We start from the raw sequence: 26233 nt of genomic DNA on the forward strand, positions 1-26233 counted from the left end.
CTCGTCGGTGGGAGGGAAGTGGATGAGCACCAGAGTCGAGTCCTCGCCGGAGGCGGACGTTTCCGTGTCACCGCAGACGGCCGCGGTGCATCCGCGCCCGACCTGGTGGGTGAAGCTCATCGCCTTCGCCGCCTGCCTCCTGACGCTGTGGCACATCAGCGCGTCGTTCCTGTGGATCGCTCCCTACTCGGCGCTGCGGGAGATCCCCACGCAGGAGGTGCTGGCGGGATACATGCTGCCGATGTTCGGCCAATCGTGGAGCGTCTTCGCACCCGAGCCCATCAACGGCGACTACCACTTCAACGTCCGCGCCGTCATCGAGAAGGACGGCGAGGAGGTCGAGACCGGCTGGGTGAGTGCCACCGACGTCGAGCTGTCGATGATCCGGTACAACCTCTTCCCGCCGCGGGCCGGCATCCAGTCGAGTGAGGTGGCGAGCGGACAGATGAACGCCTACAACAAGCTCAACGCCGACCAGCAGGCGGTGGTCGGTCTCGACTTCGCGAAGGAGGGGTGGGAGGAGTGGATGGTGCGCTCCTTCGAGGAACTCCCTGGAGACGAGAACCCGTCGACGGCGGCCTACATGGCCGAGGAGCATCTCTCCACCGCATATGCGACCCAGGTGGCCTATGCGATCTGGGGTGCGGATGCCGTGGTCAAGGTGCAGTACCGCGTGAGCCGTCAGAACGTGATCCCCTACAAGGATCGCAACGATCCGAGCGCCCAGCGGCCGGACCCCACGTTCTCGACCACCGGATGGCGACTCCCTATAGAAGAGGAGGGGCAGAGTCGAGAGAACTTCGCGAACACCTTCCGTGGCCAGTTCGAGAGGATCCAGCCGTGAGCGCGCCGGTCAAGACCTCGGCGCGGAAGTCCGACGCGAAGACGAGGAAGGATCCTGCGCCGCAGGGCACGACCACGTCGGCACCCGCCCCGGCGACCGCCCCTCCCGCTGCTCCCCGTGATCCGGCGCCCGCGCCGGCGAACACCGTGCCGAGGTCGTTCGTGACCCGGTTGCTGAGCTTCGTGTCGTCGATGATCGCCGGGCTCTGGGCGATGGTGCTCTCGGCCGTCGATCGCATCTCGGCGTTCATCGGCGACTGGCTCTTCAACGGCAAGAAGGCTCTCTACGGGCTCGCGGTCACGCGCATCCTCTTCGGCGTCACCGCGGTCGGCCTCCTGGCCTCGAACTTCGGCACCCGCCTGTACACCTTCGGATCGGGCTCTGCCTGGAACGGCGAGCTCGCGGAGCCGGTGAGCGAGTTCCCGAAGATCTGGGTGTTCAGCGCGTTCCATGCCGCGATGGGCAACGACGTCCTCTACACGGCGCTCTACCTTCTTCTCGGGGTGCTCGCCGTGCTGTTCGTCCTCGGGTGGCGCTTCCGGATCGTGCTCCCGATCTTCTTCTGCCTCTGGGTGGGCTTCATCGAGGCCAACGACATGGTGGGCGACCAGGGCGACAACATGTTCCGCATCGCGCTGCTGCTGCTGCTCTTCGCCGACCCCGCAGCCCAGTGGTCGCTGGATGCCAGGCGTCGGGCGAAGTCGGGGGAGTGGTTCGCTCCGAACAGCCAGCCGGCGCTGCTGGGAACGATGTTCCACAATCTCGCCCTCGTGGCACTCGCCGCCCAGGTGTTCTTCGTCTACGCGTCCGGTGCGCTCTACAAGGCGGGTGGTGCGCCGTGGGAAGAGGGGTATGCGGTCTACAACCCGCTGCAGACCGCGCGGTTCGGCACCTGGCCGGTGTTGAGCGACCTCGTCACGGCGTGGGGGCCGATGGTCACGATCGCGAGCTGGGGGTCGATCCTCCTGCAGGTCGCCTTCCCCCTCATGCTGCTGACGCGTCCCACCCGGCTGATCGGCCTGCTGGGCATCCTCTCCTTCCACATCGGCATCGCGGTGCTCATGGGGCTCCCGTGGTTCTCGCTCACCATGATCGCTATCGACGCGATCTTCATCCGCGACCGCACATGGGGGCGGTTGAGCGCGGGGACGAAGCGGCGTTGGCAGGAAGCGGGCGCCGCACCGCCGCCCGCGACGCCCGAAGCGGTTCCACCAGTCCGGACTGTGGTCTGACGACAACGCGGCGGCGAGATGTGCCCGTCGGGCGTTGGAGGATGTGGACAGGGCAGTTCGTCTCTGGTTGTGGCAGACCTACCATGGCTGTAATCCCACTTCCCTCTGAGAGGAACGCACATGGTCGACGCCGCCGTCCGTCCGAAGACGACTCGCACCTCCACCGACACCGCGGATGCGAACCTGCACATCGATGTCGCCCGCGTCAACGACGCCCTGATGGGCACGTGGGCAGACGTGCGTCGCCAGGCCCGCGAGATGATCAAGGACTCGGCGTTCTGGCGCAAGGATGAGCTCGGCAAGGACGAGCACCGCGAGCGCGTGCTCAGCCAGCTGCACCTCCTGGTCGAGAACAAGGCCGTGCACCGCGCGTTCCCCACGTCGCTCGGCGGCGAGGAGAACAACGGCGCGAACATCGCGGGCTTCGAGGAGCTGGTGGTGGCCGACCCCAGCCTGCAGATCAAGTCGGGCGTGCAGTGGGGACTCTTCGGCTCCGCGATCCTTCAGCTCGGCACCGAGCAGCACCACGCGAAGTGGCTTCCCGGTGTGATGGACCTCTCGATCCCTGGCGCCTTCGCGATGACCGAGATCGGCCACGGCTCCGACGTCGCGGCCGTCGGTACGACCGCGACGTACGATCCGGCGACGGAGGAGTTCGTGATCAACACCCCGTTCCGCGGGGCGACGAAGGAGTACCTCGGCAACGCAGCGCTGCACGGCGTCGCGGCGACCGTCTTCGCGCAGCTGATCACGAACGGCGTCAACCACGGCGTTCACTGCTTCTATGTGCCGCTGCGCGGCGAGGACGGCGTCGACCTTCCCGGCATCGGCCGCGAGGACGACGGCCTCAAGGGCGGACTCAACGGCATCGACAACGGGCGCCTCTCGTTCGACCACGTGCGCATCCCGCGCACCAACCTGCTCAACCGCTACGGCGACGTCGCAGCGGACGGCACGTACTCCAGCGCGATCGACAGCCCCGGCCGCCGCTTCTTCACGATGCTCGGCACCCTGGTGCAGGGACGTGTGTCGCTCGACGGTGCGGCATCCTGGGCCTCGGCGCTCGGCCTGCACATCGCGATCACCTACGCCACCCAGCGCCGCCAGTTCGATGGTGCGGACGGGCAGGAGGTCGTGCTCATGGACTACGGCAAGCACCAGCGCCGTCTGCTCCCGCGCCTGGCGACCACGTACGCGCAGATCTTCGCGCACGACGAGTTCCTGCAGAAGTTCGACGGCGTCTTCTCCGGCCGCACCGACACCCCGGCCGACCGTGAAGACCTCGAGACCCTGGCCGCCGCGCTCAAGCCGCTGTCGACCTGGCACGCGCTCGACACGCTGCAGGAGGCCCGCGAGGCCACCGGTGGCGCCGGCTTCATGTTCGAGAACCGTCTGGTCGGACTCCGCGCCGACCTCGACATCTACGTCACCTTCGAGGGCGACAACAACGTGCTGCTGCAGCTCGTCGGCAAGCGTCTGCTGACCGACTACGCCAAGCAGTTCCAGGGCAAGGATGCGGCGGCGCTCGCGAAGTTCGCCGTCGGCATGACCGCGGGCAAGCTGTTCCACGGCGCCGGTCTCCGCCAGCTCGGCCAGGCCGTCTCCGACTTCGGTCAGGTGAGCCGCTCGGTCGAGCGGGGTCTGCGGGAGGAGCAGCAGCACGACCTGCTCGCCGGACGCGTGCAGCAGATGGTGGCCGACATCGCCTCCCGCCTGCGCCCCGGTGCGAAGGACAAGGCCCTCGGCGCCCGCCTGTTCAACGAGAACCAGGCCGAGCTCATCGAGGCGGCCCGTGCGCACGGCGAGCTGCTGCAGTGGGAGGCGTTCACCGACGCCGTTCACCAGATCGACGATGAGGACACACGGAAGGTGCTCACCTGGCTGCGCGATCTCTTCGGCCTGCAGCTCATCGAGAAGCATCTCGCCTGGCACCTGATCAACGGACGCCTGTCGACGCAGCGCGCTGCGGCCGTGTCGAGTTACATCGACCGCCTGTGCGCTCGTCTTCGTCCGTATGCGCTCGACCTCGTGAACGCGTTCGGCTACGAGCCCGAGCACGTGCGCGCGCCCATCGCCAGCGGCCTGGAGAAGCAGCGTCAGGATGAGGCCCGCGCCTACTACGCCGACCTCGCAGCGACCGGTCAGGCGCCGATCCAGGAGAAGGCGCTGAAGAAGAAGCAGCGCTGACGGCCTGCGGTTCAGCCCGGACCTGATCCACCTGTCGGGAGTTCGTGACGAGCGCACGGCGAATCCGCGCGATTCTCCCGACAGGTGCGTATCCTCCCGACAGGTGTTCGGGGAGATGCGGATCGGGTGTCAGGGTGCCGCTGTGAGATCCACTCCGCGTTCGGTGGCCAGGGCCTGGAGCTTCTGCGCCGCGTCGGTCTCGACGCACACGCACGCCTGCAGACCCGCCTCGTCTTCGTCGCGCAGGAGGTAGTAGCTGTCGGTGTCGGTCAGCTGCACGCCGCCGGCGTCGAAGAACAGCCAGCGCACGCGCACGAGCACGAGCCGGTCGGAGAGATCGCGACGCTCGAGCAGCTCGAATCCGACGGAGGCCAGGCCCAGCCGCTGGTAGATCGGATAGGAATGCCGCAGACCGTCGATCATGGCGTCGCGGGATTCCAGCACACCGGAGGAGCGGTCGTTCACGATCGTCCCCGGCGTCGACCACAGACTCGCCGCGGTCTCGGCATCGAATGCGGTCAGGCTGTCCGCATAGCGGGTGAGGTACCGGGAGATCGTGTCGTCGGAGGTGGTCATGGCGTGAGCCTAAGCGTGGCCGAGCGGAGCGCACCCGGCCTTGACAATCGCCGATTCGGCCGGGACGGCCGATTCTCATCCGGTGCTGGGTAGTCTCGGCAGGTACCCGATCCGAGGAGTCCGAGATGTCTGCTGTGAACGCCTATGCCGCACCCCGTGAAGGGGCCCCGCTGGAGAAGACCGTCATCGAGCGACGCGAGCTCGGCCCGCTCGACGTGCTGATCGACATCGCGTTCGCGGGTATCTGCCACTCCGACATCCATACCGTGCGCGGCGACTGGGGGCCGCAGCAGTACCCGCTCGCTCCCGGCCACGAGATCACCGGCACCGTCGCCGCGGTCGGCGAGGGCGTCACCCGGCATGCGGTCGGCGATCGCGTCGGCGTCGGATGCCTGGTGAACTCGTGCGGTGAGTGCCGCAACTGCCTGCGGGGGGAGGAGCAGTTCTGCACCCAGGGGGCCGTCCTCACCTATGGCAGCACGGATCGTGACGGCACGGTCACGCAGGGCGGATACTCCGAGCAGGTCGTGGTCACCGAAGCGTTCGTCCTGAAGATCCCCGACGCGCTGCCCCTGGATGCCGCAGCTCCCCTGCTGTGCGCCGGCATCACGACATACTCACCGCTGCGGCACTGGAACGTCGGACCGGGCACCCGCGTCGCCGTCGTGGGACTCGGGGGCCTCGGGCACATGGGCGTGCAGATCGCGCACGCACTCGGTGCCGAGGTGACCGTGCTCTCGCAGACCCTGAGCAAGAAGGACGACGGGCTGCGGCTCGGCGCCGACCACTATCGCGCGACGAGCGACCAGGAGACCTTCCGTGAGCTGCGGTCGTCGTTCGACGTGATCCTCAACACCGTCAGCGCGGTGATCGATCTGCGCTCCTATCTGAGCCTGCTCGACGTCGGCGGCGCCATGGTGTGCGTCGGGGCTCCCGGCGAACCGCTCTCGGTCGGGGTGATGTCGCTGATCGGCGGCCGTCGCTCGCTCGCCGGCAGCAACATCGGCGGCATCCAGGAGACGCAGGAGATGCTCGACTTCTGCGCCGAGCACGGTATCGCCGCCGAGATCGAGACCATCCCCGCTTCCGACATCAACGCCGCCTACGAGCGCGTGCTCGCATCCGACGTGCGGTACCGGTTCGTCATCGACGCGGCGACCTTCGGCTCCTGACATCGCGGCCGTGGTGGCGGCGGCTCAGCGGCGGCGAGACGTCGGCAGGTCGATCGGTCCGGTGACGGAGAGCTCGTCCTCCCACACCTCGATTCCTCGGACCTCGGGGAGTCGGGCCTTGGTGAAGACCGGATCGAGTCCTTCGCGTCGCTGCTGCGTGTAGTCCTTGAGGAGCTTGAAGGCGACTCCGGAGAGCAGTGCGATCGCCACGAGGTTCACGATCGCCATGAAGCCCATCGCGCCGTCGGCGAAGTTCCACACGACATCGGCCGACACGATCGATCCGACGAACACCGCCCCGATGGCGAAGAGCCGGTAGCCGAGCAGGACGGCGGGTGTCGACGTGATGAACTCGATGTTCGTCTGCCCGTAGTAGTAGTTGCCGAGGATCGAGCTGAATGCGAGCAGGAAGATGATCACGATCAGCAGGATGTTCGACCAGCTGCCGAGCGCACCGACCACCGCCCCCTGCGTCAGCCCGATGCCCCGCTCGGCGTTCGCGAGGTCGGGGACCGAGACGAGGATGATGAACGCGGTGATCGAGCACACCAGGAACGTGTCGAAGTAGACGCCGAGGGTCTGCACGAGACCCTGCTTGACCGGGTGCGTCACCGCGGCACTCGCGCCCGCGTTGGGCGCGGAACCGAGCCCGGCCTCGTTGGAGAACATGCCCCGCTTGACGCCGGTGAGGATGATGTAGCCGAGCGCGGCGCCCACGATCTCGTTCGGCCCGAACGCCTGCGTGAAGATCATGGCGAAGACCTCGGGAAGGCGCTCGATGTGAATCACCACGATGACGAGCCCGAGGAGCAGGTACAGCAGCGCCATGACCGGGACCAGGGTCTGAGTGACGGAAGCGATGCGGCGCACGCCTCCGAAGATCACCAGGCCCATGAGGACCGCGAGCGCCGCGCCGATGGCCCACGGCAGCCATGCGGGGGCCCCGCCGCCCAGGCTCCCCGCGATGGTGGCCTGGATGGTGTTGGCCTGCAGCGAGCTGAACGCGATCGGGAAGCACACGATGAGGATGACGGCGAACAGGACTCCCATCCAACGCGCGCCGAGCCCGCGCTGCATGTAGTACGCGGGACCTCCGAGGAACCCGTCCTTGTCCCGCGTCTTGTACAGCTGCGCGAGCGAGGACTCGATGAACGAGGACGCCCCGCCGATGAACGCCATCAGCCACATCCAGAAGATCGCACCGGGTCCGCCGATCGCGATCGCCGTGCCGACACCGGCGATGTTGCCGACGCCGACACGCGAGGCCGCGGAGATGGTGAACGCCTGGAACGCCGAGACGGATTGCGGCTCGCCGCTCTCGGTGCGCGGGGTGCGATCCGTCAACGTGCGAAACATCTCCGGGATCAACCGGAACTGCACGACGCCGGAGCGGATCGTGAAGTACAGGCCGAGGAGGACGACCAGGGGGAGGACGATCCACGTCCACAGGTTGTCGCCCCACGTCAGCAGCCACTCGTTCACAGAATCCATGCGCACAGTCTGGTGGAACTGCTCCGATGACACCAGCTTTCGCGCGCACAGCATTCCGGTGGGACGCGTCCGCCTCCGTGTCGGCGCTCGGTGTCGGTCGCCGCGGATAGCCTGACCGGATGACCTCTCTTCTCACGGGCCCCGACGCCCGCGACCGCTGCGCCTGGGTGGGCGACGACGACGAGTACCGTCGCTATCACGATGAAGAGTGGGGCACGCCTCTGCACGGCGACCGCGCGCTGTACGAGAAGATGGCGCTCGAAGGGTTCCAAGCGGGCCTCTCCTGGATCACGATCCTGCGCAAGCGACCGCGGTTCCGCGAGGTGTTCGCGGGTTTCGAGCCCGAGATCGTCTCCGAGTACGACGAGTCCGACGTCGAGCGCCTGATGGGCGACGCCGGGATCATCCGCAACCGCGCGAAGATCGAGGCGACCATCGGCAACGCCCGCATCGTGCGCGGCATGGCCGAGGGGGAGTTCGACGAGCTGATGTGGTCGTTCGCCCCGGCGGCCCCCGGCGCCCGTCCCGCATCCTTCGCCCACGTTCCCGCCGTCACGCCGGAGTCCACGGCGTTGAGCAAGGAACTGCGTCGTCGTGGGTTCCGATTCGTGGGGCCGACCACCATGTACGCCCTGATGCAATCGGGCGGCATGGTCGACGATCACATCGCGGGCTGCTGGCGGGCCTGATCATCGCGGATGGGCAGAACTCCCCATCGAGCGGTATTCCGAGACGCGGTTAGGATGAACGGGTGCTCGGTGGGCCCGGAGGGACCGCCCAGGAGCTAACGAAGAGTGTCACCTGGGGGGGAACCGGGAATGAAGGCGTTGTCTTGGATACGCGCGCGGCCCAAAACACTGGCGTCCGCCGCCGGTGTCACCGTCGGCGTCATCGCTATCACCACGATGGCCTTCACCTATGAGGGCTTCCCGACCACCAAGGTCGACCTGAACGACGGCGGCGTCTGGATCACGAAGACGTCGAGCCTGCTGGTCGGGCACTTCAACAACGAGTCGACGGTCCTCGACGGTGGCCTGCGCACCACGGGCGAGAACTACGACATCCTTCAGGACACGAGCAACATCCTCGTCGTCGATGAGAACGCCTCCACCCTCACCGCCGTCGATCCCGCACGCGTATCTCTCGGCGACTCCGCAGGCATCCCCTCCTCGGCGAAGGTCGCGCTGGGCAACCGCACGGCCGCGATCCTCGATCAGAAGACCGGCGAGCTCTGGGTCGTCCCCGCCCAGGGCGTCTCGTCGTTCGAGGCAGAGGTGAACGAGCCCGCCGCAGAACTCGGCGCCGGAGCCGATGTCGCGGTCGCCAAGGACGGCACGGTGTTCGGACTCGCCCCGGAGCGCGGCGAGGTCGTCACTGTGCCCGTGGACAACGAGGGCGAAGCCCTCGACGCCTCGGCCGCATCCGTCGGCGAGCTCGACGCGTCCGCGAAGCCGACGATCACGGCGGTCGGCCGCACGCCGGTCGTGCTCGACCGCTCGGCAGGCGTCGTGACCTCGCCCGGTGGCATCCGCACCGAGATCCCCGGCGCGGACAAGGCGGTCCTGCAGCAGGCGTCCGAGAACACCGACGCAGTGGCGATCGCGACCACGAACGCCCTGGTGAGCGTTCCCCTCGACGGCGGCGAGCCGACCGAGGTCGACGCCGGCGGCACCGGCACCGCGGCCGCTCCGGTCTGGCTGCGCGGATGCACCTACGGCGCGTGGGCGGGCACCGCCACGTTCATCCGCGAGTGCCCGGGCACCGGCAACGACGTCAACGCCCAGGTCGACGGCGCCGAAGACGCGAAGAGCCTCGTGTTCCGCGTCAACCGCGACGTCATCATCCTTAACGACGCCGTCGGTGGCGCGGCCTGGCTTGCCAACGAGAGCCTCCAGCGCGTCGACAACTGGAACGACCTCACCCCGCCGGAGGGCGAGACCGAGAACGAGGACGACTCCACCGAGGAGACCGTCGAGACCACGCTCCCCGAACGCAAGGAGGAGAACACTCCTCCGATCGCCGAGGATGACACGTTCGGCGTGCGCCCCGGTGTCACGACCATGCTCCCGGTGCTCGACAACGACAACGACCCCGACGGCGACGTCCTGGTGGCGGCGCTCGCCGAGGCCCAGCCCGCGGTCGGGACGATCCAGCAGGTGCAGAACGGCGGATCGTTGCAGATCGCGGTGGAGGAAGGCGCCTCCGGGTCGACCACGTTCACGTACGAGGCCGACGACGGCCGCGGCGGCAAGGACACGGCGGCCGTCACACTGACCGTCTACGACAAGAGCATCAACACCGCTCCGGCGCCCAAGCGCAGGACGACGCTGACGGTCGAGACCGGCGGCACGATCTCGTACAACATCCTCCCCGACTGGATCGACCCGGAAGGCGACGACGTCTACCTCAAAGACGTGGTGCCCGCGCCGGGTGACGAGGTCGACTTCAGCACCGACGGCCAGATCACGTACAAGGCCACGGCGAGCCAGCAGGGTCTCAAAGAGGTGCAGGTCACGGTCGCCGACGGATACGGCGAGACCGCCACAGCGACCGTGACGCTCGACGTGCGGCCCGAAGGGTCGACCAAGCCCAAGACCAACGCCGACCATGTCGTGACCCGCGTCGGCGAGCAGGTGACGGTGGCCCCGCTCGCCAACGACACCAGCTCGGGACGAGAGCTGCTGCGCCTCGGTCGTGTGAACGAGGTACCCGGCGCGACCGTGCTGCCGGACGGACCCAACAAGACCTTCACCTTCACCGCCGACGCCCCCGGCACCTACTACGTGCTGTATCTCGCGACCGCGGGTCCCGAGAGCAGCCAGGGAATCGTGCGCGTCGACGTGCTGGAGGCGAGCGAGACGGATCTGCCGCCGGTCGCCGTCCGTGACGTCGCGCTGCTGCCCACGGGCGGAGATGTGCTCCTCGGCGTGCTCGCGAACGATGTCGACCCCGCCGGCGGCATCCTCGTCGTGCAGTCCGTCTCGATCGAGGACGACTCCGGTGTCTCGGTGTCGGTCATCAACCATGAGACCCTCCGCATCACTGACCAGGGCTCGCTCACCGATCAGGCCCGCATCAAGTACCGCATCTCGAACGGCTCGAAGTCGGCCGAGGGCGAGGTCGTGGTGATCCCGATCCCCGCGCCCGACCAGCTCCTCCAGCCGGTCGTGAACGACGACACCGCGATCGTGCGGGCGGGCGACGTCGTCACCATCCCGGTGCTCGACAACGACACGCACCCGAACGACGACGTCATGCACGTCGTCCCCGAGCTGGTCGAGCCGCTCATCGATCCGGAGGACGGCGAGGCCTTCGTCTCGCAGGACACGATCCGCTTCAAGGCGGGCCCTGTCGCGAAGACGGTGTACCTCACCTACGAGGCCGTCGACTCCCGCCAGCAGAAGGACGCCGGCTACGTCACGATCCAGATCCTGCCCGTCGACCCCGAGACGAACGCCGCGCCGCGCCCGCAGGACCTCGTGGCTCGCGTGCTCGCCGGGTCGACGGCGAACATCGCCGTGCCGCTGGACGGCATCGACGCCGACGGCGACTCGGTCGAGCTGATCGACATCGCCTCCAGCCCCACGAAGGGCCGCATCACCGAGACCGCGCAGAACTACTTCACCTATGAGGCGTTCGACGGATCCTCGGGTGTCGACGTGTTCCGTTACCGCGTGCGCGACCGCCTCGGCAAGGAGGGCATCGCCACGATCCGCGTGGGTATCGCCCCGGGCGAGCAGGTCAACCAGAGGCCCTTCGCCGTCAAGGATGCCGTGGTCGTGCGGCCGGGTCGAGAGATCTCGGTGCCGGTGATGGCGAACGACTCCGACCCCGAGGGCGACAAGATCGCGCTCGTCAAGGACGGCCTGGAGGTCCCGACCGACACGGGCATCACGGCCCGCGTCTCGGGAGACCGGGTGCTGGTTCAGGCGCCGAACCGTGAGCTCGAGACGTCGCTGCAGTACACGATCCGCGATGCGCGCGGAGCAGAGGCCACCGCGGCGCTGCAGATCACCGTCGACGAGAACGTGCCGTTGCAGGCGCCGGTCGCTCGCGACGATCGCGTGCGCCCGACCGATCTCACCGACGGCACGATGAGCGCCGATCTCGACATCCTCAAGAACGATGAAGACCCCGACGGTACGACCGACCGCCTGAAGGTCTCTCTCGGCGAGGGGGCGACGCAGCTCGAGAACGGCAAGGTGCGCGTCACCGTGACCGAGAACCTGCAGCTCATCCGCTACACCCTCACCGATCAGGACGATCTGTCCGCATCGGCGTTCATCTTCGTCCCGGCCGAATCGGATCTGCGCCCGATCCTCGACTCGACCAAACCGCTCGAAGTCATGAGCGGGGAGACCAAGGAGATCCCGCTCTCCAAGTTCGTCACCGTCGCCGGCGGAGGAACCGCGCGGATCACCGAGCACGCCAAGGTGAACGCGGTGTACGCGAACGGCGACGACCTCGTGAAGGACGAGACGACGCTCGTGTACACCTCGGCCGAGGGGTACTTCGGACAGGACTCGCTGACCTTCGAGGTGACCGACGGCACGGGCCCGGATGACCCCGAGGGACGCAAGGCCACGCTTAGCATCCCGATCAACGTGCTGCCGCCCGAGAACCAGCAGCCCGAGTTCATCGGCGCAGAGGTCATCGTCGCCCCCGGTGAGAAGGCCTCGACGCTCGACCTCGCCGCGTTGACGACCGATCCCGACCCCGAAGACGAAGGCACGCACAAGTACAAGTACGTCAGTGGTGCCGGCAAGGGCATCACAGCCAAGATCGACGGCTCCGACCTGCTCGTGGAAGCTTCGTCCGACGTCGAGAAGGGCACCGTCGCGACGCTGAAGCTCGAGATCACCGACGGGACGACCGAGCCGGTCGACGGCACGGTGACCGTGCGCGTCGGGGCCTCGACCCGACCGCTGCCCGCCGCCAACACCGACACGATCTCGGAAGCCGACCAGGGCAAGAGCATCACGGTGCCCGTGCTCGCGAACGACTACAACCCGTTCCCCGAGACGCCGCTCAAGCTCATGACCGCCGTGACCGAATCGGGCTCCGGAGGCGCCACGGTCAAGGGCGATCAGGTGGTCGTGACCCCGGATGCGAGCTTCGTCGGCACCATGGTCGTGCGCTACCGCATCCAGGATGCGACGAAGGATGCCGACCGCGAGGCCAACGGACAGATCATCGTCACGGTGCAGGGCGTTCCGGATGCACCGGGAGCCCCGCTCGTCTCGAGCGTTCAGGATCGCACCGTGGTCGTCTCGTACGGAGCGCCGTCGAACAACGGTGCCGAGATCACGAAGTACACGGTCAAATCGGTCAGCGGCAACCCGTATTCGAAAGAGTGCCGGTCCACGACCTGCACGCTCGACGGGCTGACCAACAACGTCGAGTACACCTTCCAGGTCACGGCGACGAACCGCGTCGGCGAGTCGAAGCCGTCCGGTACCTCGGCGGTCGCCCGTCCGGACGCTCGGCCCGACACCCCGAACCCGCCGACCCTCGCCTTCGGCGACAAGTCGCTCAAGGTCTCCTGGGCCACCCCGACCACGCCCGGGTCCCCGGTCGAGAGCTACACACTCGAGATCTCGCCCGCTCCGCCGTCCGGTGTGTCGCAGAAGCAGGCCACGGGCAACTCGATGACCTGGGACGGCCTCGAGAACGGCTCGAATTACCAGATCCGCGTGCAGGCCCACAACCGCGCACCCGAGCCGTCGAGCTGGAGCGCCTGGTCGGCATCCGAGGTCCCCGCGGGCCCGCCGATGCCCGCCGCCGCGCCCACCGTGACGCAACTCGCAGGTGTCGGCAACGAGGCTCAGATGCAGGTGAAGTGGATGCCGGGGAACGCCAACGGCGACCCGATCGACTCCTTCGAGCTGCAGGTGTGGGAGGGGGGAACGCTCCGCAACACGGTCTTCCCCGGAGCAGGAGTCAGGGAGCAGGCGGTCAAGGTGCCGACATCCGAGACGCCGTACACCTACCGCATCCGCGCGCACAACAAGGCAGATTGGGGCGAGTGGAGTCCGATGTCGGCACCGCGCCGCGGCGTGAACAAGCCGGGTGCGCCCTCTCTGTCGAACGTCGCCGAGGGCGACCGGTCCCTCAAGCTCACCTGGTCTCCCGGCGCGCTGAATGGCGCCAGCTCGACCGAGGTGCGATACGAGTACTCCGTCGGAGGAAACTGGGCGGCGATGCCGGGCAACAACGTCATCACCGGACTCTCGAACGGCACCAACTACAACGTGCGGGTCCGTGCCGTCTCGACGGTCGATGGACAGACCTACGCCAGCGACGCGTCCGGCCAGATGTCGGGCAACCCGTACGGTCCGCTGAAGCAGCCGTCGGTTACCGCAGCGCCGAACCCCACGAGCGTGACGTTCGGCTGGAACGCGAATGTCTCGGCCAATGGGCGCGGCATCAAGACGGTGCGCATCCGCATCGACGGCGGTGGATGGTCCAACGTCGCAGCGAACGGAAGCACCACCGTCGGCAACGGCTACAGCCAGCGCCACACGATCGATGTCGAGGTCACGGATGAGGCGGGGCAGAAGATCACCCGGTCCGAGGCTGGAACATCCGGACCGAAGCCCAACCCCCGGGCCTGGGTCACCTCCACGGGCAATGCCAACGGCCAGCCGAACTGCAACGACGGCACATGCGCGTACTTCTACCTCAACGCGCAGGACTTCGATCCCGGTCAGACCATCTCGGTGCGGTGCAACAACAACGACCCGACCTACGGCGGGGTCTGGGGCGGTCCGTACTCGATCACGATGGACGGCAACGGCAACTACGGCGGTCGACTGAGCTGCTATCTCGGCAACCGCCGCGGCGTGATCGAAGCCTGGGTGATGGTCAACGGCAACGCCTTCGAACACCGCGTCTGGCAATGATGCGCTCTCTCTTCTCGACATCCGAAGAACAAGGAACGACACACTCATGACAATGACCCCCGAGCAGGCCGCCTGGTTCCAGGGCACTTTCCAGCGCCTCGTCGAGAACATCGACAAGGCCGTGCAGGGCAAGCAGGAGATCGTCGGCCTCGTGCTGGCCTCGATGCTCGCCGAGGGCCATGTGCTCCTCGAGGATGCGCCGGGAACGGGCAAGACCAGCCTCGCCAAGGCGCTGGCCGCGACCGTGCAGGGCACCAGCGCACGCATCCAGTTCACGCCCGACCTGCTGCCGTCCGATGTCACCGGTGTGACGATCTACGACCAGCAGTCGCACCGCTTCGAGTTCCACAAGGGGCCGATCTTCGCATCGATCGTGCTCGCCGACGAGATCAACCGTGCGTCGCCGAAGACCCAGTCGGCGCTGCTCGAGGTCATGGAGGAGTCGCGGGTCACGGTCGACGGCGTCACGCACGAGGCCGGGCGTCCGTTCCTCGTGATCGCGACGCAGAACCCCATCGAGCAGGCGGGCACCTACAAGCTGCCCGAGGCCCAGCTCGACCGCTTCCTGATCAAGACGTCGATCGGCTACCCCGACTTGGCCGTGACCGAGAGCATCCTCGCCGGTGCCTCCGACCGCAACCCGTCGGCCGGCCTGTCCGCGATCATCACGACGAGCGCCGTCGCCGACATGGCCGACCTCGCCGCGACGGTGCATGTCGAGCCCGCCGTGCTCCGCTATGTGGCCGAGCTCGCCGAGGCCACTCGCGAGGACGGGGCCATCCGGCTCGGTGTCTCGGTGCGCGGGGCGATCGCGATGGTCCGCATGGCCAAGGTGTGGGCGGCCGCTCAGGGGCGCCACTTCGTGCTCCCCGACGACATCAAGCTTCTCGCCCGCCCGGTGTGGCAGCACCGTCTGCTGCTCGACGCCGAGGCCGAGTTCGCCGGCACCAGCAGCGACACCGTGATCGCCCGCGTGCTCGATGCGGTGGCGGCACCCCAGGCCCGAGTGGCGGCCTGATGACCGCGGAGGCCCTTCAGGCATCGCCGCCGCAGACGGAGCGCGACGCCGGTTGGTGTGACATCGCGGCCGTCATCGGCGCGCGCATCCTGACGCGCCTCCGGAAGATCGCGTCGGCGATTCGTCCGCTGGCCTGGGTGCTGATGGCCCTCGCCGTCGGCTTCTGGGTGCTCGGGCAGATCGCCGGCTGGTCGGAGTTCACGATCGCGGCCGTGGTCATCGCGATCGCCGTGGCCCTGTGCGCGCTGTTCCTCATCGGCCGCACCGCCTACGACGTGGCGCTCGACCTCGCCCGCACCCGCGTTGTCGTGGGAGAGCGCGCTGTCGGCGCCCTGACCCTCGCCAACCGCGGCACCAGGGCGATCCTGCCCTCGCGCGTCGTGCTCCCGGTCGGCTCCGGCCGCGGCGAGTTCGGCATCCAGCGGCTCGCCCCGGGGGAGGAGGCGGAGGAGCTCTTCGCCATCCCCACCCAGAAGCGCGGCGTGGTCAAGGTAGGACCGGTCAGCGTCGTGCGCGGCGACCCGCTCGGCCTGTTCGAGCGGGCGCACCGGCGGGATGATCCCGTCGACCTCTTCGTGCATCCGCGCACCGTGCTGTTCGACGGCCAGTCGCTCGGCTATCTGCGCGACCTCGAGGGGCTGCCCGCCGCCGATCTCTCTCGCGACGATGTGTCCTTCCACGCTCTCCTGGAGTACCAGCCGGGCGATGACCTGCGTCACGTGCACTGGCGTTCGACGGCCCGCACCGGCACGATGATGGTGCGGCAGTACGAGGAGACTCGGCGCTCGCACTTCGTGATCGGTCTCTCGCGCTCGCTCGCCGACTACGCCACCGAAGACGACTTCGAGCTCGGCGTCTCGGCTGCGGGATCGATCGGCCTGCGCGCGCTCCGCGACTCGCAGCGCGTCGACATGCGCGTGCAGGGCCGGGAGCTGCCCGCCGGCACCGGCAAGCAGCTGCTCGACTCGCTCTCGGCCGTCGAGAACAGCAAGCCGAAGGAGGGCGGCATCGCCGAGCTCGCCGGCGTCGTGTCGGCCACCATGCCGCTGGCGAGCGTGGTCGTGCTGGTGTGCGGGGCTCGCGTGAAGTCCGACGACCTCCGCCTCGCGTGTGCGCGCCTGCCGTTCGGCGCCAGGGTGCTCGTGGTCGTCGCCGACACCACCGCGTCCGCCCCGGCTCTGCGTCGCATCGGCGATGCCGACGTGGTGACGGTCGGAGCACTCGAACAGATCCCGCTCGCCCTGCAGAAGGTGCTCGCATGACCGCATCCTCCGCCGCGTTCGGCGATCTTCCCCTGCGCCGCTGGGTCCTCGACCTGACAGCGACGGCGCTCCTGGTCCTCACCGCGCTCATCGGCTTCTGGCCCACGTTCGCCGGTGGGTCCTTCCTGCCCGCCGTCGCCGGCGGCATCCTGGTCGGCCTCGCGATCGCGGTCGTCGCGACCTGGCGCCGCTGGGGAATCCTGATCATCACGGGTCTCACGGTCGCCGCGTACTTCGTGTTCGGCGGCGCCTTCGCCCTGCCGCAGACCTCGATCCTCGGATTCATCCCCACACTGGAGACACTGCAGAAGCTGGCGCTGGGCACGGTGACCGCCTGGAAGCAGATGCTCACCACGGTCGCCCCCGTCGCGGCCGCCGACGGACATCTCGTCGTCCCGTTCCTGCTGGCCCTCGTGATCACCACCGTGACCGCCTCCCTCGCGCTGCGCCTCTCGCAGGTGGCCTGGGCGCTGATCCCCGCCGGCGTCCTGCTCATGCTGGTGATCGCGCTCGGGACGCCCGAACCCGCGTTCCCTCTCGTGCAGGGACTCGTCTTCGCCGTCGTGAGCATGTCGTGGCTCGCGCTGCGCCAGCTCTGGGCACCGCAGAACACCGCCGTCTCCGTGAGCGAGGTCGATCCGTCGCGGGCGTCGCACATGCGCACCCGCCGCCTGCTCGCGGGTGTCGCCGTGCTGGCCATCGCCGGAGGAGCCGGAGTCGCCACGAGCGCGATAGCGAACCCGGCGCAGCCACGGCACGTGTTCCGCGATGTGATCATCCCGCCGTTCGACATCCGGGACTATCCGAGCCCGTTGCAGGCCTTCCGCAAGAACGTGCGCGACGAGGCGGATGAGACCCTCTTCACGGTGCAGGGTCTGCCCAAGGGCGCGCGTGTCCGCACCGCCGTCATGGACCAGTTCGACGGCATGGTCTACAACGTCACCGACGGTGGCCCCACCTCGTCGAGCGCCTTCACGCCGCTGCGTTCGAACATGTCGCCCGATGCCGAGGGCGTCCCGGTGACGCTCAAGATCGAGATCGACGAGTATCGCGGGGTGTGGGTGCCGACCGCGGGAGAGCTGTCCGAGATCAGCTTCTCGGGCGACGACGCCGAACAGCTGCGCCGCGGCACCTACGTGAACACCGAGACGGGCACGGCCGTCGCCACGACGAAGCTGACCACGGGCGACGAGTACACGGTGGATGCCGTGCTGCCGAACGTGCCCGACGACGAGCAGCTCGCCGAGGTGCCGTTCGGCAAGGTCGCGATGCCGAAGCCGAGCAACGTGCCGGAGGAGCTCACCGCCCTCGCGGCCGAGACCGTCGCGGGAGCCGAGACGCCGATCGAGCGTGTGCGCGCTCTTGAGAACCTGCTCGCCAAAGACGGCTTCTTCAGTCACGGCCTGGAGGGGGAGGTCATCTCCCGTGCCGGGCACACGGCCGAGCGCATCTCGACTCTCATCGGCGGCGAGCAGATGATCGGTGACGATGAGCAGTACGCCGTCGCCATGGCACTGCTCGCGGGCCAGATCGACATCCCCGCTCGCGTGGTCATGGGCTATTACCCCGACGAGACGCGGGAGGGCGAGGCCGTGTTCGCCGCGACCGGCGACGACGTGCACGCCTGGGTCGAGGTCAACTTCGAGGGCATCGGATGGGTGAGCTTCAACCCGACTCCGCCCGAAGACCAGGTGCCCAACGACCAGAACACCAAGCCCCGGGTCGACCCGAAGCCGCAGGTGCTGCAGCCTCCGCCTCCGCCGCAGGAGCCCGTCGACCTGCCGCCCACCCTGCCCGACGACCGCGAGGCCGAAGACGAGAGCCTGAACATCGCGGGCATCATCGGGGCGATCCTGGTGATCGGCGGCATCTCCCTCGGGGTGATCGCCCTGCTCGCCTCGCCCTTCATCGTGATCGGCGCCTGGAAGGCCGCGAAGCGTCGCTCGCGTCGCGCCGCCGCACGCACCGCAGACCGCATCAGCGGGGGATGGGACGAGCTGACCGACCGCGCGGTCGACTACGGCGCCCGCATCCCGCCCGGCGGTACCCGCATCGAGGAGGCCGCCGTCGTGGCGTCCTCGCTCACGGTGCCGCAGGTCACGGCCCTCGCCGAGCGCGCGGACTCCGAGGTGTTCGGCCCCGCGGAGCCGAGCCCGGCGGACGTCGAGTCCTTCTGGCAGGAGGTCGATGACATCGTCGGTGGCCTCGGGAAGGACGCCGGCTTCTGGAAGCGCCTCAAGGCACGACTGAGCGTCCGCTCGCTGATCGGCGGCACCGCGATCTCGAACGGATTCCAGAATCTGAAGGAAGCTGCGGCCGTGCGCGTTCGCCGCGAACCTGGCACCATCAAGAACAGCACGACGCCCCCGTCCTCCGAGAGCGAGACCCCATGACGCAGCCCGCGCCCGACCAGATCGCGCCCGTCGCCCGTCGCGCCGTCGCCTACATCATCGATGCCCTGATCGCCGGCGGGCTCGCGATCGTGCTCGGCGGCGGACTCCTCATCGCCGCCTCTCTCACCGGCAGCATCGAAGGGAGCATCGGGGTCTTGCTGGTCGGCGGTCCCGTGGTGAGCCTGGTGCTCCTGGGCTGGTTCGTCGTCTACACGGTGATGCAGGCGGGCAACGGCTCGATCGGCATGCGCGCCCAAGGACTGCGGCTCGTCTCTGCGGCCGACGCGAGCCCGCTGGGCTTCGGGCGTGCGCTGCTGCGCAACATCATCTTCGGCCTCGCCGCCTCTGTGGTGGTGGGGTATTTCACGCCGCTCTTCGACGGCTCCGGACGGTTCCAGGGCTGGCACGACAAGGTCGCCGGCTCCCTGATGCTGGACGCCAAGGTGCCCGCACCCGTCGGGTCTGCCGCCGCATCGCCCGCGGCGCCGGCGGTACCTGCTCCGACCACGGCTTTGGCGAACTCGACGCCCGCACCCGCACCTGCACCGGCGATCCCGGGGCTCCCGCAGCCGACGGAGGCAGTGGCCGCGACCCCGGTCGTGCCTCCGGCACCCGCGGCACCGGCCTCCGTCCCGCCGCGCCCGGCCGCACCCGCGGCACCGGTCGCCGAAGCGGGATCGCTCATCGCCTTCGTCCCCGGGATCACACAGGATGCGCCCGGACGGCCCGCTCCGTCGCTGGAGCCCGCACTCGACGCGACGATCCAGCAGCAGCCGGCGCCTCCCGTCGCGGCCCCTCCCGTCGCAGCACCGATCGTCAGCCCGGCGCCGCCCGTTCCGCCGACGCCCCTCGCCGTCGAGACCCCCGCAGCTGCGCCCGCGACCCCGGAACCTCCGCTCGCGTCCGCGGCTCCGGCCGCCCCGAGTGCTCCGGTCGCCGCCGATGAGGACGACCTCGAAGACACCAGGATCAGCGTTCCCGGACACCGTCTGGTGTTCACCTGGGACGACGGCACTCGTGTGTCCGTGTCGCGACGCACGGTCTTCGGCCGCAACCCCGCACCGGAAGAGGGAGTGACGCTCGTGCCGGTGCGCGACGAGACGCTCTCGCTCTCGAAGACGCACTTCGAGGCGGCGGCGGAGACCTCGGGCGGTTGGGTGATGGATCGGCACTCCACGAACGGCATGACCATCGTCCGCGAAGGCCAGCGGATCGCCTGCCCCGCCGGGCAGCGCGTGCCGGTGCGTCTGGGCGATGCCATCGAGATCGGCGACCGCATCGTCACGATCGGCGGATACGCGTGAGGCCGGGACTCATCGTCTCGACCGGATCGGCGACGCATCCGGGTCTTCGGCGTGCACTGAATGAGGACGCCCATCTCGCGGCCGCTCCGATCTTCGTCGTCGCCGACGGGATGGGCGGGCACGAGGCCGGGGAGCGCGCGAGCGCCGCGGTGATCGCCGAGTTCGCGCGGTACATCGGACGCTCTTCTCTCGCCCTCGACGATGTGCGCCATGCACTGTCCCTCTCCAGGGAGAGCGTGGAGGAGCTGTCCACCTCCGGCAACGGCCGTGCCGGCACGACGTTGAGCGGTGTGGTCATCGCCTCGGTCGACGGCATGGGCTACTGGCTCGCGCTCAACATCGGAGACTCGCGCACCTACCGTTTCGCCGACGGCGAGCTCGAGCAGATCAGCGTCGACCACTCCGTGGTGCAGGAACTGATCGAGTCGGGTGAGCTCACGACCGAAGACGCCGTCTCCGATCGGCGCCGCAACATCATCACGCGCGCGATCGGGGCGAGCAGCACCGGCGACGCCGACTACTGGATGTTCCCCGCCGAACTGGGCGACCGCATCCTGGTGTGCTCGGACGGACTCACCTCCGAGGTGCCGGACGCGCGCATCCGCGAGGTTCTGAAAGCCGAGTCGGACCCCCAGCGAGCCGCAGACGTGCTCATCGACGAGGCTGTCAGCGCAGGGGGCAGGGACAACATCACGGTCCTCGTCATCGACGCCGTCTCCGTCGCCTCACGTCCGGGGACGCTCATGGCCACCGATACGGACATCGACCAGGACACACGTCCACGAGAAGCCGCAGCAGGAGGGGTTCGCTGATGCAGACCATCTACCGACCGGGACAGTGGTACCTGATCGTCATCCCGGGAGCGCTCGTCGCCCTGCCGCCCGACGTCCCCGGCGATGTCGTCGCCCGGCTGTGGGAGCGTCTGCCGGAGGACAAGACCCTCGCGACCGTCGTCGACGTGCTCACCACGCACGCGGGCGGGTCGTTCACATCGCTGCCGTCGTTCGTCGCAGCCGTCGCCGAAGGCGCCGATGTGCGCATCGCCCTGCGGGGGGCGGTCTCCGCGCAGGTGGAGACCGGGACGGAGTCGCTCGAGCTCTCGGGTGCCGAGGTCACGACCTGGAACGAGCGATTCCTCGGCGGTGCCACGAAGATCGACATCACGGTCGAGGCTCCCGCCGACGCCGTGGGTCTGCCCGTGCAGGGCGGCATCGTGCGGGCCGCGGCGGTGAGCGCCGAGCTCGAACCGAGCGACGCCGATCCGCTGACCTCCGCGCTCGGTCCGGCACCGGTCGTCGGAGACGCGGCAGCGGACGCACCCGCATCGGAGCCCGTCGCGGTGCCGGAGCCCGTCGCGGTGCCGGAGCCTGTCGCTGCACCGGAGCCTGTCGCCGCACCGGAGCCTGTCGTCGTCCCGATCCCGGAGCCCGTCGCGGCACCGGAGCCGGAGCCGGAGCCCGAGCCGCAGTCGGATGTGGAGCCGGATCCGGAGGAGCCGCTCCCCGTCATCGACGACGCCTTCCTGCCGCCGACGGAGGTGACGCTCGCTCCGCCCGTCGATGACGACTTCGACCAGCTGTGGGGAGCCACCGTGCATTCCGTCGGCGCAGCGGCACCGGTGGCGGCACCGGTCGCCCCGGTCGTCGTGGAGGGCGACCATGACGGTGCGACGATCTCGGCCGCAGACCTCCGTGCTCTCCGCCAGGAGCCGCCGGTCGCGAACGACGCGCCGACCGAGGTGCTCGAGGTCGCTCCGGCGCCGACCACGGTGTCCGTCGGTCGTATCCGGCTCTCCACGGGGCAGGTGACCGCCCTCGACCGCACCGTGATCATCGGACGCCGTCCGCGGTCGACCCGTGCGAGCGGTGCGAACCTTCCGCACCTGATCGCGGTCGAGAGCCCCCAGCAGGACATCTCGCGCAGCCACCTCGAGGTCAGACCCGAAGGCGACACCGTCGTGGTCATCGACCTGCACACCACGAACGGGTCCACTCTGCTGCGTCCGGGGGTCGACCCCGTGCGGCTGCACCCCGGCGAGCAGACGCTGGTGCTCTCCGGCGACGTGGTCGACCTGGGCGACGGCGTCACCGTGGCCTTCGAGGACCTCCCGTGACGCGTCGCCCCTCACCGCCGCCGGATCTCCCCGGCTTCACGTATGTGGAGCCGCTGGGCACCGGTGGCTTCGCCGATGTCTTCCTGTACGAGCAGGAGATGCCTCGGCGCCGAGTCGCGGTGAAGGTCCTGCTCGCCGATCGCATCTCGAGCGGTGCGGCGCAGGAGTTCGCCGATGAGGCGAACGTCATGGCGATGCTGTCCACGCATCCCGCGATCGTCACGATCTACCAGGCGGGGGTCGCCGGCGACGGCCGCCCCTACCTCGTGATGGAGTACTGCCCGCGGCCCAACCTCCAGCTCCGTGCACGGAAGGACCCGTTCTCGGTCGCCGAGGCACTCCGGGTCGGCGTGCAGGTGGCCGGCGCCGTCGAGACGGCCCACCGTGCCGGCGTGCTGCATCGCGACATCAAACCCGCCAACATCCTCGTCACCGAATACAACCGGCCGGCGCTCACCGACTTCGGCATCGCGTCGACGACGGGGGCCACCGGTGAGGCGTCGGGGATGTCGATCCCGTGGTCGCCTCCTGAGTCGTTCGCCGAGCCGCCGCAGAGCGGACCCCGCACGGATGTGTGGGCACTCGGGGCGACGCTGTACACACTGCTCGCCGGACGATCGCCGTTCGAGCGACCGGGAGAGCGCAACTCCAGCGCCGACCTCATCGAGCGCATCGAGCGCGCTGCGCTCCCCTCGCTGAAGCGGCCGGACTCCCCGGAGAGTCTGCAACGGCTGCTCGAGCGCTCGATGGCGAAGAACCCCGACGACCGTTTCCCGAGTGCGGTGGCGTTCGCGCGAGCGCTGCAGAAGGTGCAGATCGAGCTCTCGCATTCGGTGACGCCGATCGACATCGTCGACGACCACCCGCCCGCGGAAGACCTGGATGACGACGGCGACGGTCTCACCCGGGTGCGGGAGATCGTCAGCATCGATCCCGACATGGCGTCGTTCACCCGTCCGTCAGCGACGACGCAGCGGAAGGACCCTCCGGCCATGTTGCCGGGGATGCCGCGCTTCGACGCGCCGGTCGCCGAGGAATCGTCCGTCGAGCAGACACAGCTGCGTGCGCCGACCCCGGCTCCCGCCGCTCCGATGGCGCCGGGCGCCGATGACCGGACCATCGCCCGCGCACCGATGGTGGTCGCGCCCGATGCCGCCGTGCCGCCGCCGTCGGTTCCGGGCACCCCCGCCCCTGCCCCGGTCGCCGCCGAGCCGGCTCGCAGCCGCAAGGGCCTGTGGATCGCGCTCGCCGCAGCGGGCGTGGTGCTCGTGATCGGCGGGATCGTCGGCCTGAACCTCCTGGTCGCGGGAATCGCTCCCGAACCGCAAGAGACGGCGGAGGCCGTCGATCCGAAGGATGTCGGAACGGATGTCGTGCCGAAGGTGACCGAGCTCGCCGGCACGCGGCAGGGCGATCAGGTGGTCTTCACCTGGACGAACCCGAGCCCGCTCGACGGCGACTCGTACATCTGGACGCCGGTGGTCGTCTCCGGCGAGGTCGCTCCGCAGCAGACGCCGGACCCGACCGCGGCGGTCACCGCCGGTGCGGGCACCGTCTGCATCGACGTGATGCTGCGACGTGACGACGGTCGCGCGTCCGAGACCGTGCGGGGGTGCGTCGAGTGAGTGGCGAAGGCGGAGTGACCGTCGAGTTCGCGGGGGAGTACTTCCCCGTCCGTCCGGGCGGACGGTTCATCGTCGGGCGCGAGGGCGACCTCGAGCTGGACGACAACCTGTTCCTGCACCGCCACTTCCTGGAGATCACCGACGCCGACGGGCTGTGGTGGCTGTCGAACGTCGGCACGCGGCTCACGGCGACCGTCACCGACTCGGCGGGCGGCGTGCAGGCGTGGCTTGCTCCCGGCGCACGTCTTCCCGTGGTCTTCGAGACGACCACGGTCGTGTTCAGCGCGGGTCCGACGACGTACGAGCTCACGCTGCACGCGGCAGAGCCGGCGTTCCGCGCGACCAGGCGCGAGCACGACGACGGTGGCGCCTCCACCATCGGCGACGTCCCGTTGACCCTCAGCCAGAAGCTCCTCATCCTCGCGCTGGCCGAGCCGCAGCTGCGCAGGGACGGCACCGGCATGAGTGAGATCCCGACCTCGGCGAAGGCGGCGGAGAGACTCGGATGGACCGTCACCCGGTTCAACCGCAAGCTCGACAACGTGTGCGACAAGTTCGACCGGATCGGTGTGCCCGGTATGCGCGGCGGTCAGCGCAGCTTCGCGACCAACCGACGTGCGCGCCTCGTCGAGCACGTGATCGCATCGCGCCTGGTCGGCAAGAGCGACCTGCCCCTTCTCGACACCGCGCACACCGTCGATGAGGTCGAGGGAGAGCAGGAGTGATCTGGGAGATCGACGACCACGCACCGGAGGTCGAAGGACTCGACGCGCACGGGCGTCCCGATCCCGCGTATGCGGAGTCGCTGGGCCTGCGGGCAGCAGGGCGCGGGGCGCGCGTGCTCGCCGCGGTGATCGAGTGGACGGTGGCCGTGCTCATCGCGCTCCCGGCCATCATCGCGCTCACCCCGGTTCTCGCCCAGGCGGTGGCCGGGCAGTTCGACCCCGAGAAGTTCTTCGCCCGCGGTGACCTGGTGTGGCTCATCGTCGCGGCGGCCGTCTCGCAAGGCCTGATGATCGCCTACGTCGTGGTCCAGCTCGTGCTGCACGGCCGCAAAGGTGTGACGCTCGGCAAGGCGATCTGCGGGATCCGCTCCGTGAACGTGCGCACCCTCGAACGCCCCGGCTTCTGGCGCGGCGCCGTGGTCCGCTACCTCGTCGCCTACGCCTCGTTCATCGTGCCGCTCATCGGCCCGGTGCTGGTGATCATGCTCTCCCCGCTCTTCGACATCGAGCGGCGAGGACGCGGCTGGCTCGACCTCGCCGCGGCGACCTGGTTCGTCGACGTGCGCGGCGGACTGAACCCCTACGACCAGAAGCGCATGCGCATCGCGCGCAAGCGCGTGAAGACGCCCGAACACGAGGAGAAGGCCCCGCTGCCGTCACTGGCGACGCCGGTGCATCGCGATGCACCGGCCGAGTACGTCCCCAGTGCGCGTCTCTCCGGCGGTGTCATCGGTGCGCACCGCGCCGCGTCGGGGCCGGCGGTCGAGCCGGCGCAGGCTCCTGCTCCGGGGGCCTTGGTCTCGTCGACGCCGCCGTCGCTGGCGACGGGAGCCCCGGGTCCGGCATCGTTCGCTCCGGCTCCGGCTCCGGCTCCGGCTCCGGCTCCGGCTCCGGCTCCTGCTCCGGCATCGGACCCGGCCCCGGCGTACGTGGCGCCTCCGGCGGCTTCGCCGATGCCGCCTGTTCCGGTGGCTGAGCCTGTTCCAGCGGCTGGGCTTGTTGCGGCGACGCCGGCACCGGCCGACGCCCCGGCAGCGCCCGTCGTCGCTCCCGCGGGCGTCCGCGCGATTCTGGTGCTCGACACCGGGGAGCGCATCGAGGTGCGCGGGACGACGCTGTTCGGGCGGTCCCCGAGCGCGGCTCCCGGCGAGGGCGAGGCGCTCCTGGTGCCGGTGGTCGACGACACGCGATCGGTGTCCAAGACGCACATCGCGGTGATGCCCGCTCGACGGGGCGTCTTCGTCGTCGACCGCGCGTCGACCAACGGCAGTGCGGTCGTGCGGGGCGGCGCCGAGACCGCTCTGCCGGCCGGCCACCCCGCCGAGCTGAAGACCGGGGACACGGTCCGCTTCGGCGACAGGTCCCTCCAGGTGGAGTGGGTATGACCCT

At 69.2% G+C, this 26233-nt stretch carries 17 protein-coding genes; 15 read left to right on the plus strand and 2 right to left on the minus strand.

The window, feature by feature from the left end; all coding sequences use genetic code 11:
• Positions 1-22: 22 nt before the first annotated feature.
• The 3 genes from ASC55_RS13725 to ASC55_RS13735 all read left to right on the plus strand — a co-directional run bounded on the left by ASC55_RS13725 (position 23) and on the right by ASC55_RS13735 (position 4263).
• Entirely contained in the window at positions 23-844 is an 822-nt protein-coding gene (locus tag ASC55_RS13725) for a DUF5819 family protein (RefSeq protein ID WP_055876690.1), read from the plus strand.
• Positions 841-2076, plus strand: a complete 1236-nt coding sequence (locus tag ASC55_RS13730) for an HTTM domain-containing protein (protein ID WP_055876693.1) — start codon at positions 841-843, stop codon at positions 2074-2076. Before ASC55_RS13725 ends, ASC55_RS13730 begins: the two co-directional genes overlap by 4 nt.
• A gap of 120 nt (positions 2077-2196) precedes the next feature.
• Positions 2197-4263: an acyl-CoA dehydrogenase family protein gene (locus ASC55_RS13735; RefSeq protein WP_055876695.1), complete on the plus strand. Its 2067-nt coding sequence runs from the start codon at positions 2197-2199 to the stop codon at positions 4261-4263.
• 129 nt (positions 4264-4392) lie between these two features.
• Here ASC55_RS13735 and ASC55_RS13740 read toward each other — a convergent pair whose 3' ends face one another.
• Positions 4393-4839, minus strand: coding sequence for a hypothetical protein (locus ASC55_RS13740; RefSeq protein WP_055869560.1), 447 nt, complete (start codon positions 4837-4839; stop codon positions 4393-4395).
• A 125-nt stretch (positions 4840-4964) separates the two neighbouring features.
• Between ASC55_RS13740 and ASC55_RS13745 the strand changes: the two genes are divergently transcribed.
• Positions 4965-6011 carry an NAD(P)-dependent alcohol dehydrogenase gene (locus ASC55_RS13745; protein ID WP_055876697.1) on the plus strand — a complete coding sequence of 349 codons (1047 nt, stop codon included), beginning with the start codon at positions 4965-4967 and terminating at the stop codon, positions 6009-6011.
• 24 nt (positions 6012-6035) lie between these two features.
• Here the strand turns inward: ASC55_RS13745 and ASC55_RS13750 are convergent, their stop codons facing one another.
• Positions 6036-7502 carry an alanine/glycine:cation symporter family protein gene (locus ASC55_RS13750; protein WP_055877871.1) on the minus strand — a complete coding sequence of 489 codons (1467 nt, stop codon included), beginning with the start codon at positions 7500-7502 and terminating at the stop codon, positions 6036-6038.
• Positions 7503-7621: 119 nt separating this feature from the next.
• Between ASC55_RS13750 and ASC55_RS13755 the strand changes: the two genes are divergently transcribed.
• The 11 genes from ASC55_RS13755 (at position 7622) to ASC55_RS13805 (ending at position 26229) form a co-directional block, all read left to right on the plus strand.
• Positions 7622-8191, plus strand: coding sequence for a DNA-3-methyladenine glycosylase I (locus tag ASC55_RS13755; RefSeq protein WP_055876700.1), 570 nt, complete (start codon positions 7622-7624; stop codon positions 8189-8191).
• Positions 8192-8320: 129 nt separating this feature from the next.
• Positions 8321-14404 (plus strand): Ig-like domain-containing protein, encoded by a 6084-nt coding sequence (locus ASC55_RS13760; RefSeq protein ID WP_055876702.1) that lies wholly within the window; start codon positions 8321-8323, stop codon positions 14402-14404.
• A 46-nt stretch (positions 14405-14450) separates the two neighbouring features.
• Positions 14451-15422 carry an AAA family ATPase gene (locus ASC55_RS13765; protein ID WP_055869575.1) on the plus strand — a complete coding sequence of 324 codons (972 nt, stop codon included), beginning with the start codon at positions 14451-14453 and terminating at the stop codon, positions 15420-15422.
• A complete protein-coding gene (locus tag ASC55_RS13770) occupies positions 15422-16684 on the plus strand; it encodes a DUF58 domain-containing protein (protein WP_055876705.1) in 1263 nt (420 codons plus the stop codon). Before ASC55_RS13765 ends, ASC55_RS13770 begins: the two co-directional genes overlap by 1 nt.
• Positions 16681-19077, plus strand: coding sequence for a transglutaminase family protein (locus ASC55_RS13775; RefSeq protein ID WP_055876708.1), 2397 nt, complete (start codon positions 16681-16683; stop codon positions 19075-19077). Before ASC55_RS13770 ends, ASC55_RS13775 begins: the two co-directional genes overlap by 4 nt.
• Positions 19074-20381, plus strand: a complete 1308-nt coding sequence (locus ASC55_RS13780) for an RDD family protein (protein ID WP_055876711.1) — start codon at positions 19074-19076, stop codon at positions 20379-20381. Before ASC55_RS13775 ends, ASC55_RS13780 begins: the two co-directional genes overlap by 4 nt.
• Entirely contained in the window at positions 20378-21193 is an 816-nt protein-coding gene (locus ASC55_RS13785; RefSeq protein WP_055876714.1) for a PP2C family protein-serine/threonine phosphatase, read from the plus strand. The genes ASC55_RS13780 and ASC55_RS13785 overlap by 4 nt, the downstream gene beginning before the upstream one ends.
• Positions 21193-22494 carry an FHA domain-containing protein gene (locus ASC55_RS13790; protein ID WP_055876717.1) on the plus strand — a complete coding sequence of 434 codons (1302 nt, stop codon included), beginning with the start codon at positions 21193-21195 and terminating at the stop codon, positions 22492-22494. Before ASC55_RS13785 ends, ASC55_RS13790 begins: the two co-directional genes overlap by 1 nt.
• Positions 22491-24119 carry a serine/threonine-protein kinase gene (locus tag ASC55_RS13795; protein ID WP_055876719.1) on the plus strand — a complete coding sequence of 543 codons (1629 nt, stop codon included), beginning with the start codon at positions 22491-22493 and terminating at the stop codon, positions 24117-24119. The genes ASC55_RS13790 and ASC55_RS13795 overlap by 4 nt, the downstream gene beginning before the upstream one ends.
• On the plus strand, positions 24107-24844 hold the full coding sequence (locus tag ASC55_RS13800) for a hypothetical protein (RefSeq protein WP_055876727.1): 738 nt from the start codon (positions 24107-24109) through the stop codon (positions 24842-24844). Before ASC55_RS13795 ends, ASC55_RS13800 begins: the two co-directional genes overlap by 13 nt.
• A complete protein-coding gene (locus ASC55_RS13805) occupies positions 24841-26229 on the plus strand; it encodes an RDD family protein (RefSeq protein WP_055876730.1) in 1389 nt (462 codons plus the stop codon). Before ASC55_RS13800 ends, ASC55_RS13805 begins: the two co-directional genes overlap by 4 nt.
• The last annotated feature ends 4 nt before the right edge of the window (positions 26230-26233 follow it).

Origin of the sequence: Microbacterium sp. Root322 (assembly GCF_001425645.1) — a bacterium.
Taxonomy (GTDB): Bacteria; Actinomycetota; Actinomycetes; order Actinomycetales; family Microbacteriaceae; genus Microbacterium; species Microbacterium maritypicum.

What these genes read in the sequence shown, in the direction of transcription:
- ASC55_RS13790 (WP_055876717.1), top strand. Translation starts at nt 21,193, where the DNA reads ATGCAGACCATCTACCGACCGGGACAGTGGTACCTGATCGTCATCCCG.
- ASC55_RS13755 (WP_055876700.1), top strand. Translation starts at nt 7,622, where the DNA reads ATGACCTCTCTTCTCACGGGCCCCGACGCCCGCGACCGCTGCGCCTGG.
- ASC55_RS13770 (WP_055876705.1), top strand. Translation starts at nt 15,422, where the DNA reads ATGACCGCGGAGGCCCTTCAGGCATCGCCGCCGCAGACGGAGCGCGAC.
- ASC55_RS13765 (WP_055869575.1), top strand. Translation starts at nt 14,451, where the DNA reads ATGACAATGACCCCCGAGCAGGCCGCCTGGTTCCAGGGCACTTTCCAG.
- ASC55_RS13750 (WP_055877871.1), bottom strand. Translation starts at nt 7,502, where the DNA reads ATGGATTCTGTGAACGAGTGGCTGCTGACGTGGGGCGACAACCTGTGG.
- ASC55_RS13745 (WP_055876697.1), top strand. Translation starts at nt 4,965, where the DNA reads ATGTCTGCTGTGAACGCCTATGCCGCACCCCGTGAAGGGGCCCCGCTG.
- ASC55_RS13740 (WP_055869560.1), bottom strand. Translation starts at nt 4,839, where the DNA reads ATGACCACCTCCGACGACACGATCTCCCGGTACCTCACCCGCTATGCG.
- ASC55_RS13735 (WP_055876695.1), top strand. Translation starts at nt 2,197, where the DNA reads ATGGTCGACGCCGCCGTCCGTCCGAAGACGACTCGCACCTCCACCGAC.
- ASC55_RS13780 (WP_055876711.1), top strand. Translation starts at nt 19,074, where the DNA reads ATGACGCAGCCCGCGCCCGACCAGATCGCGCCCGTCGCCCGTCGCGCC.
- ASC55_RS13760 (WP_055876702.1), top strand. Translation starts at nt 8,321, where the DNA reads ATGAAGGCGTTGTCTTGGATACGCGCGCGGCCCAAAACACTGGCGTCC.
- ASC55_RS13725 (WP_055876690.1), top strand. Translation starts at nt 23, where the DNA reads ATGAGCACCAGAGTCGAGTCCTCGCCGGAGGCGGACGTTTCCGTGTCA.
- ASC55_RS13775 (WP_055876708.1), top strand. Translation starts at nt 16,681, where the DNA reads ATGACCGCATCCTCCGCCGCGTTCGGCGATCTTCCCCTGCGCCGCTGG.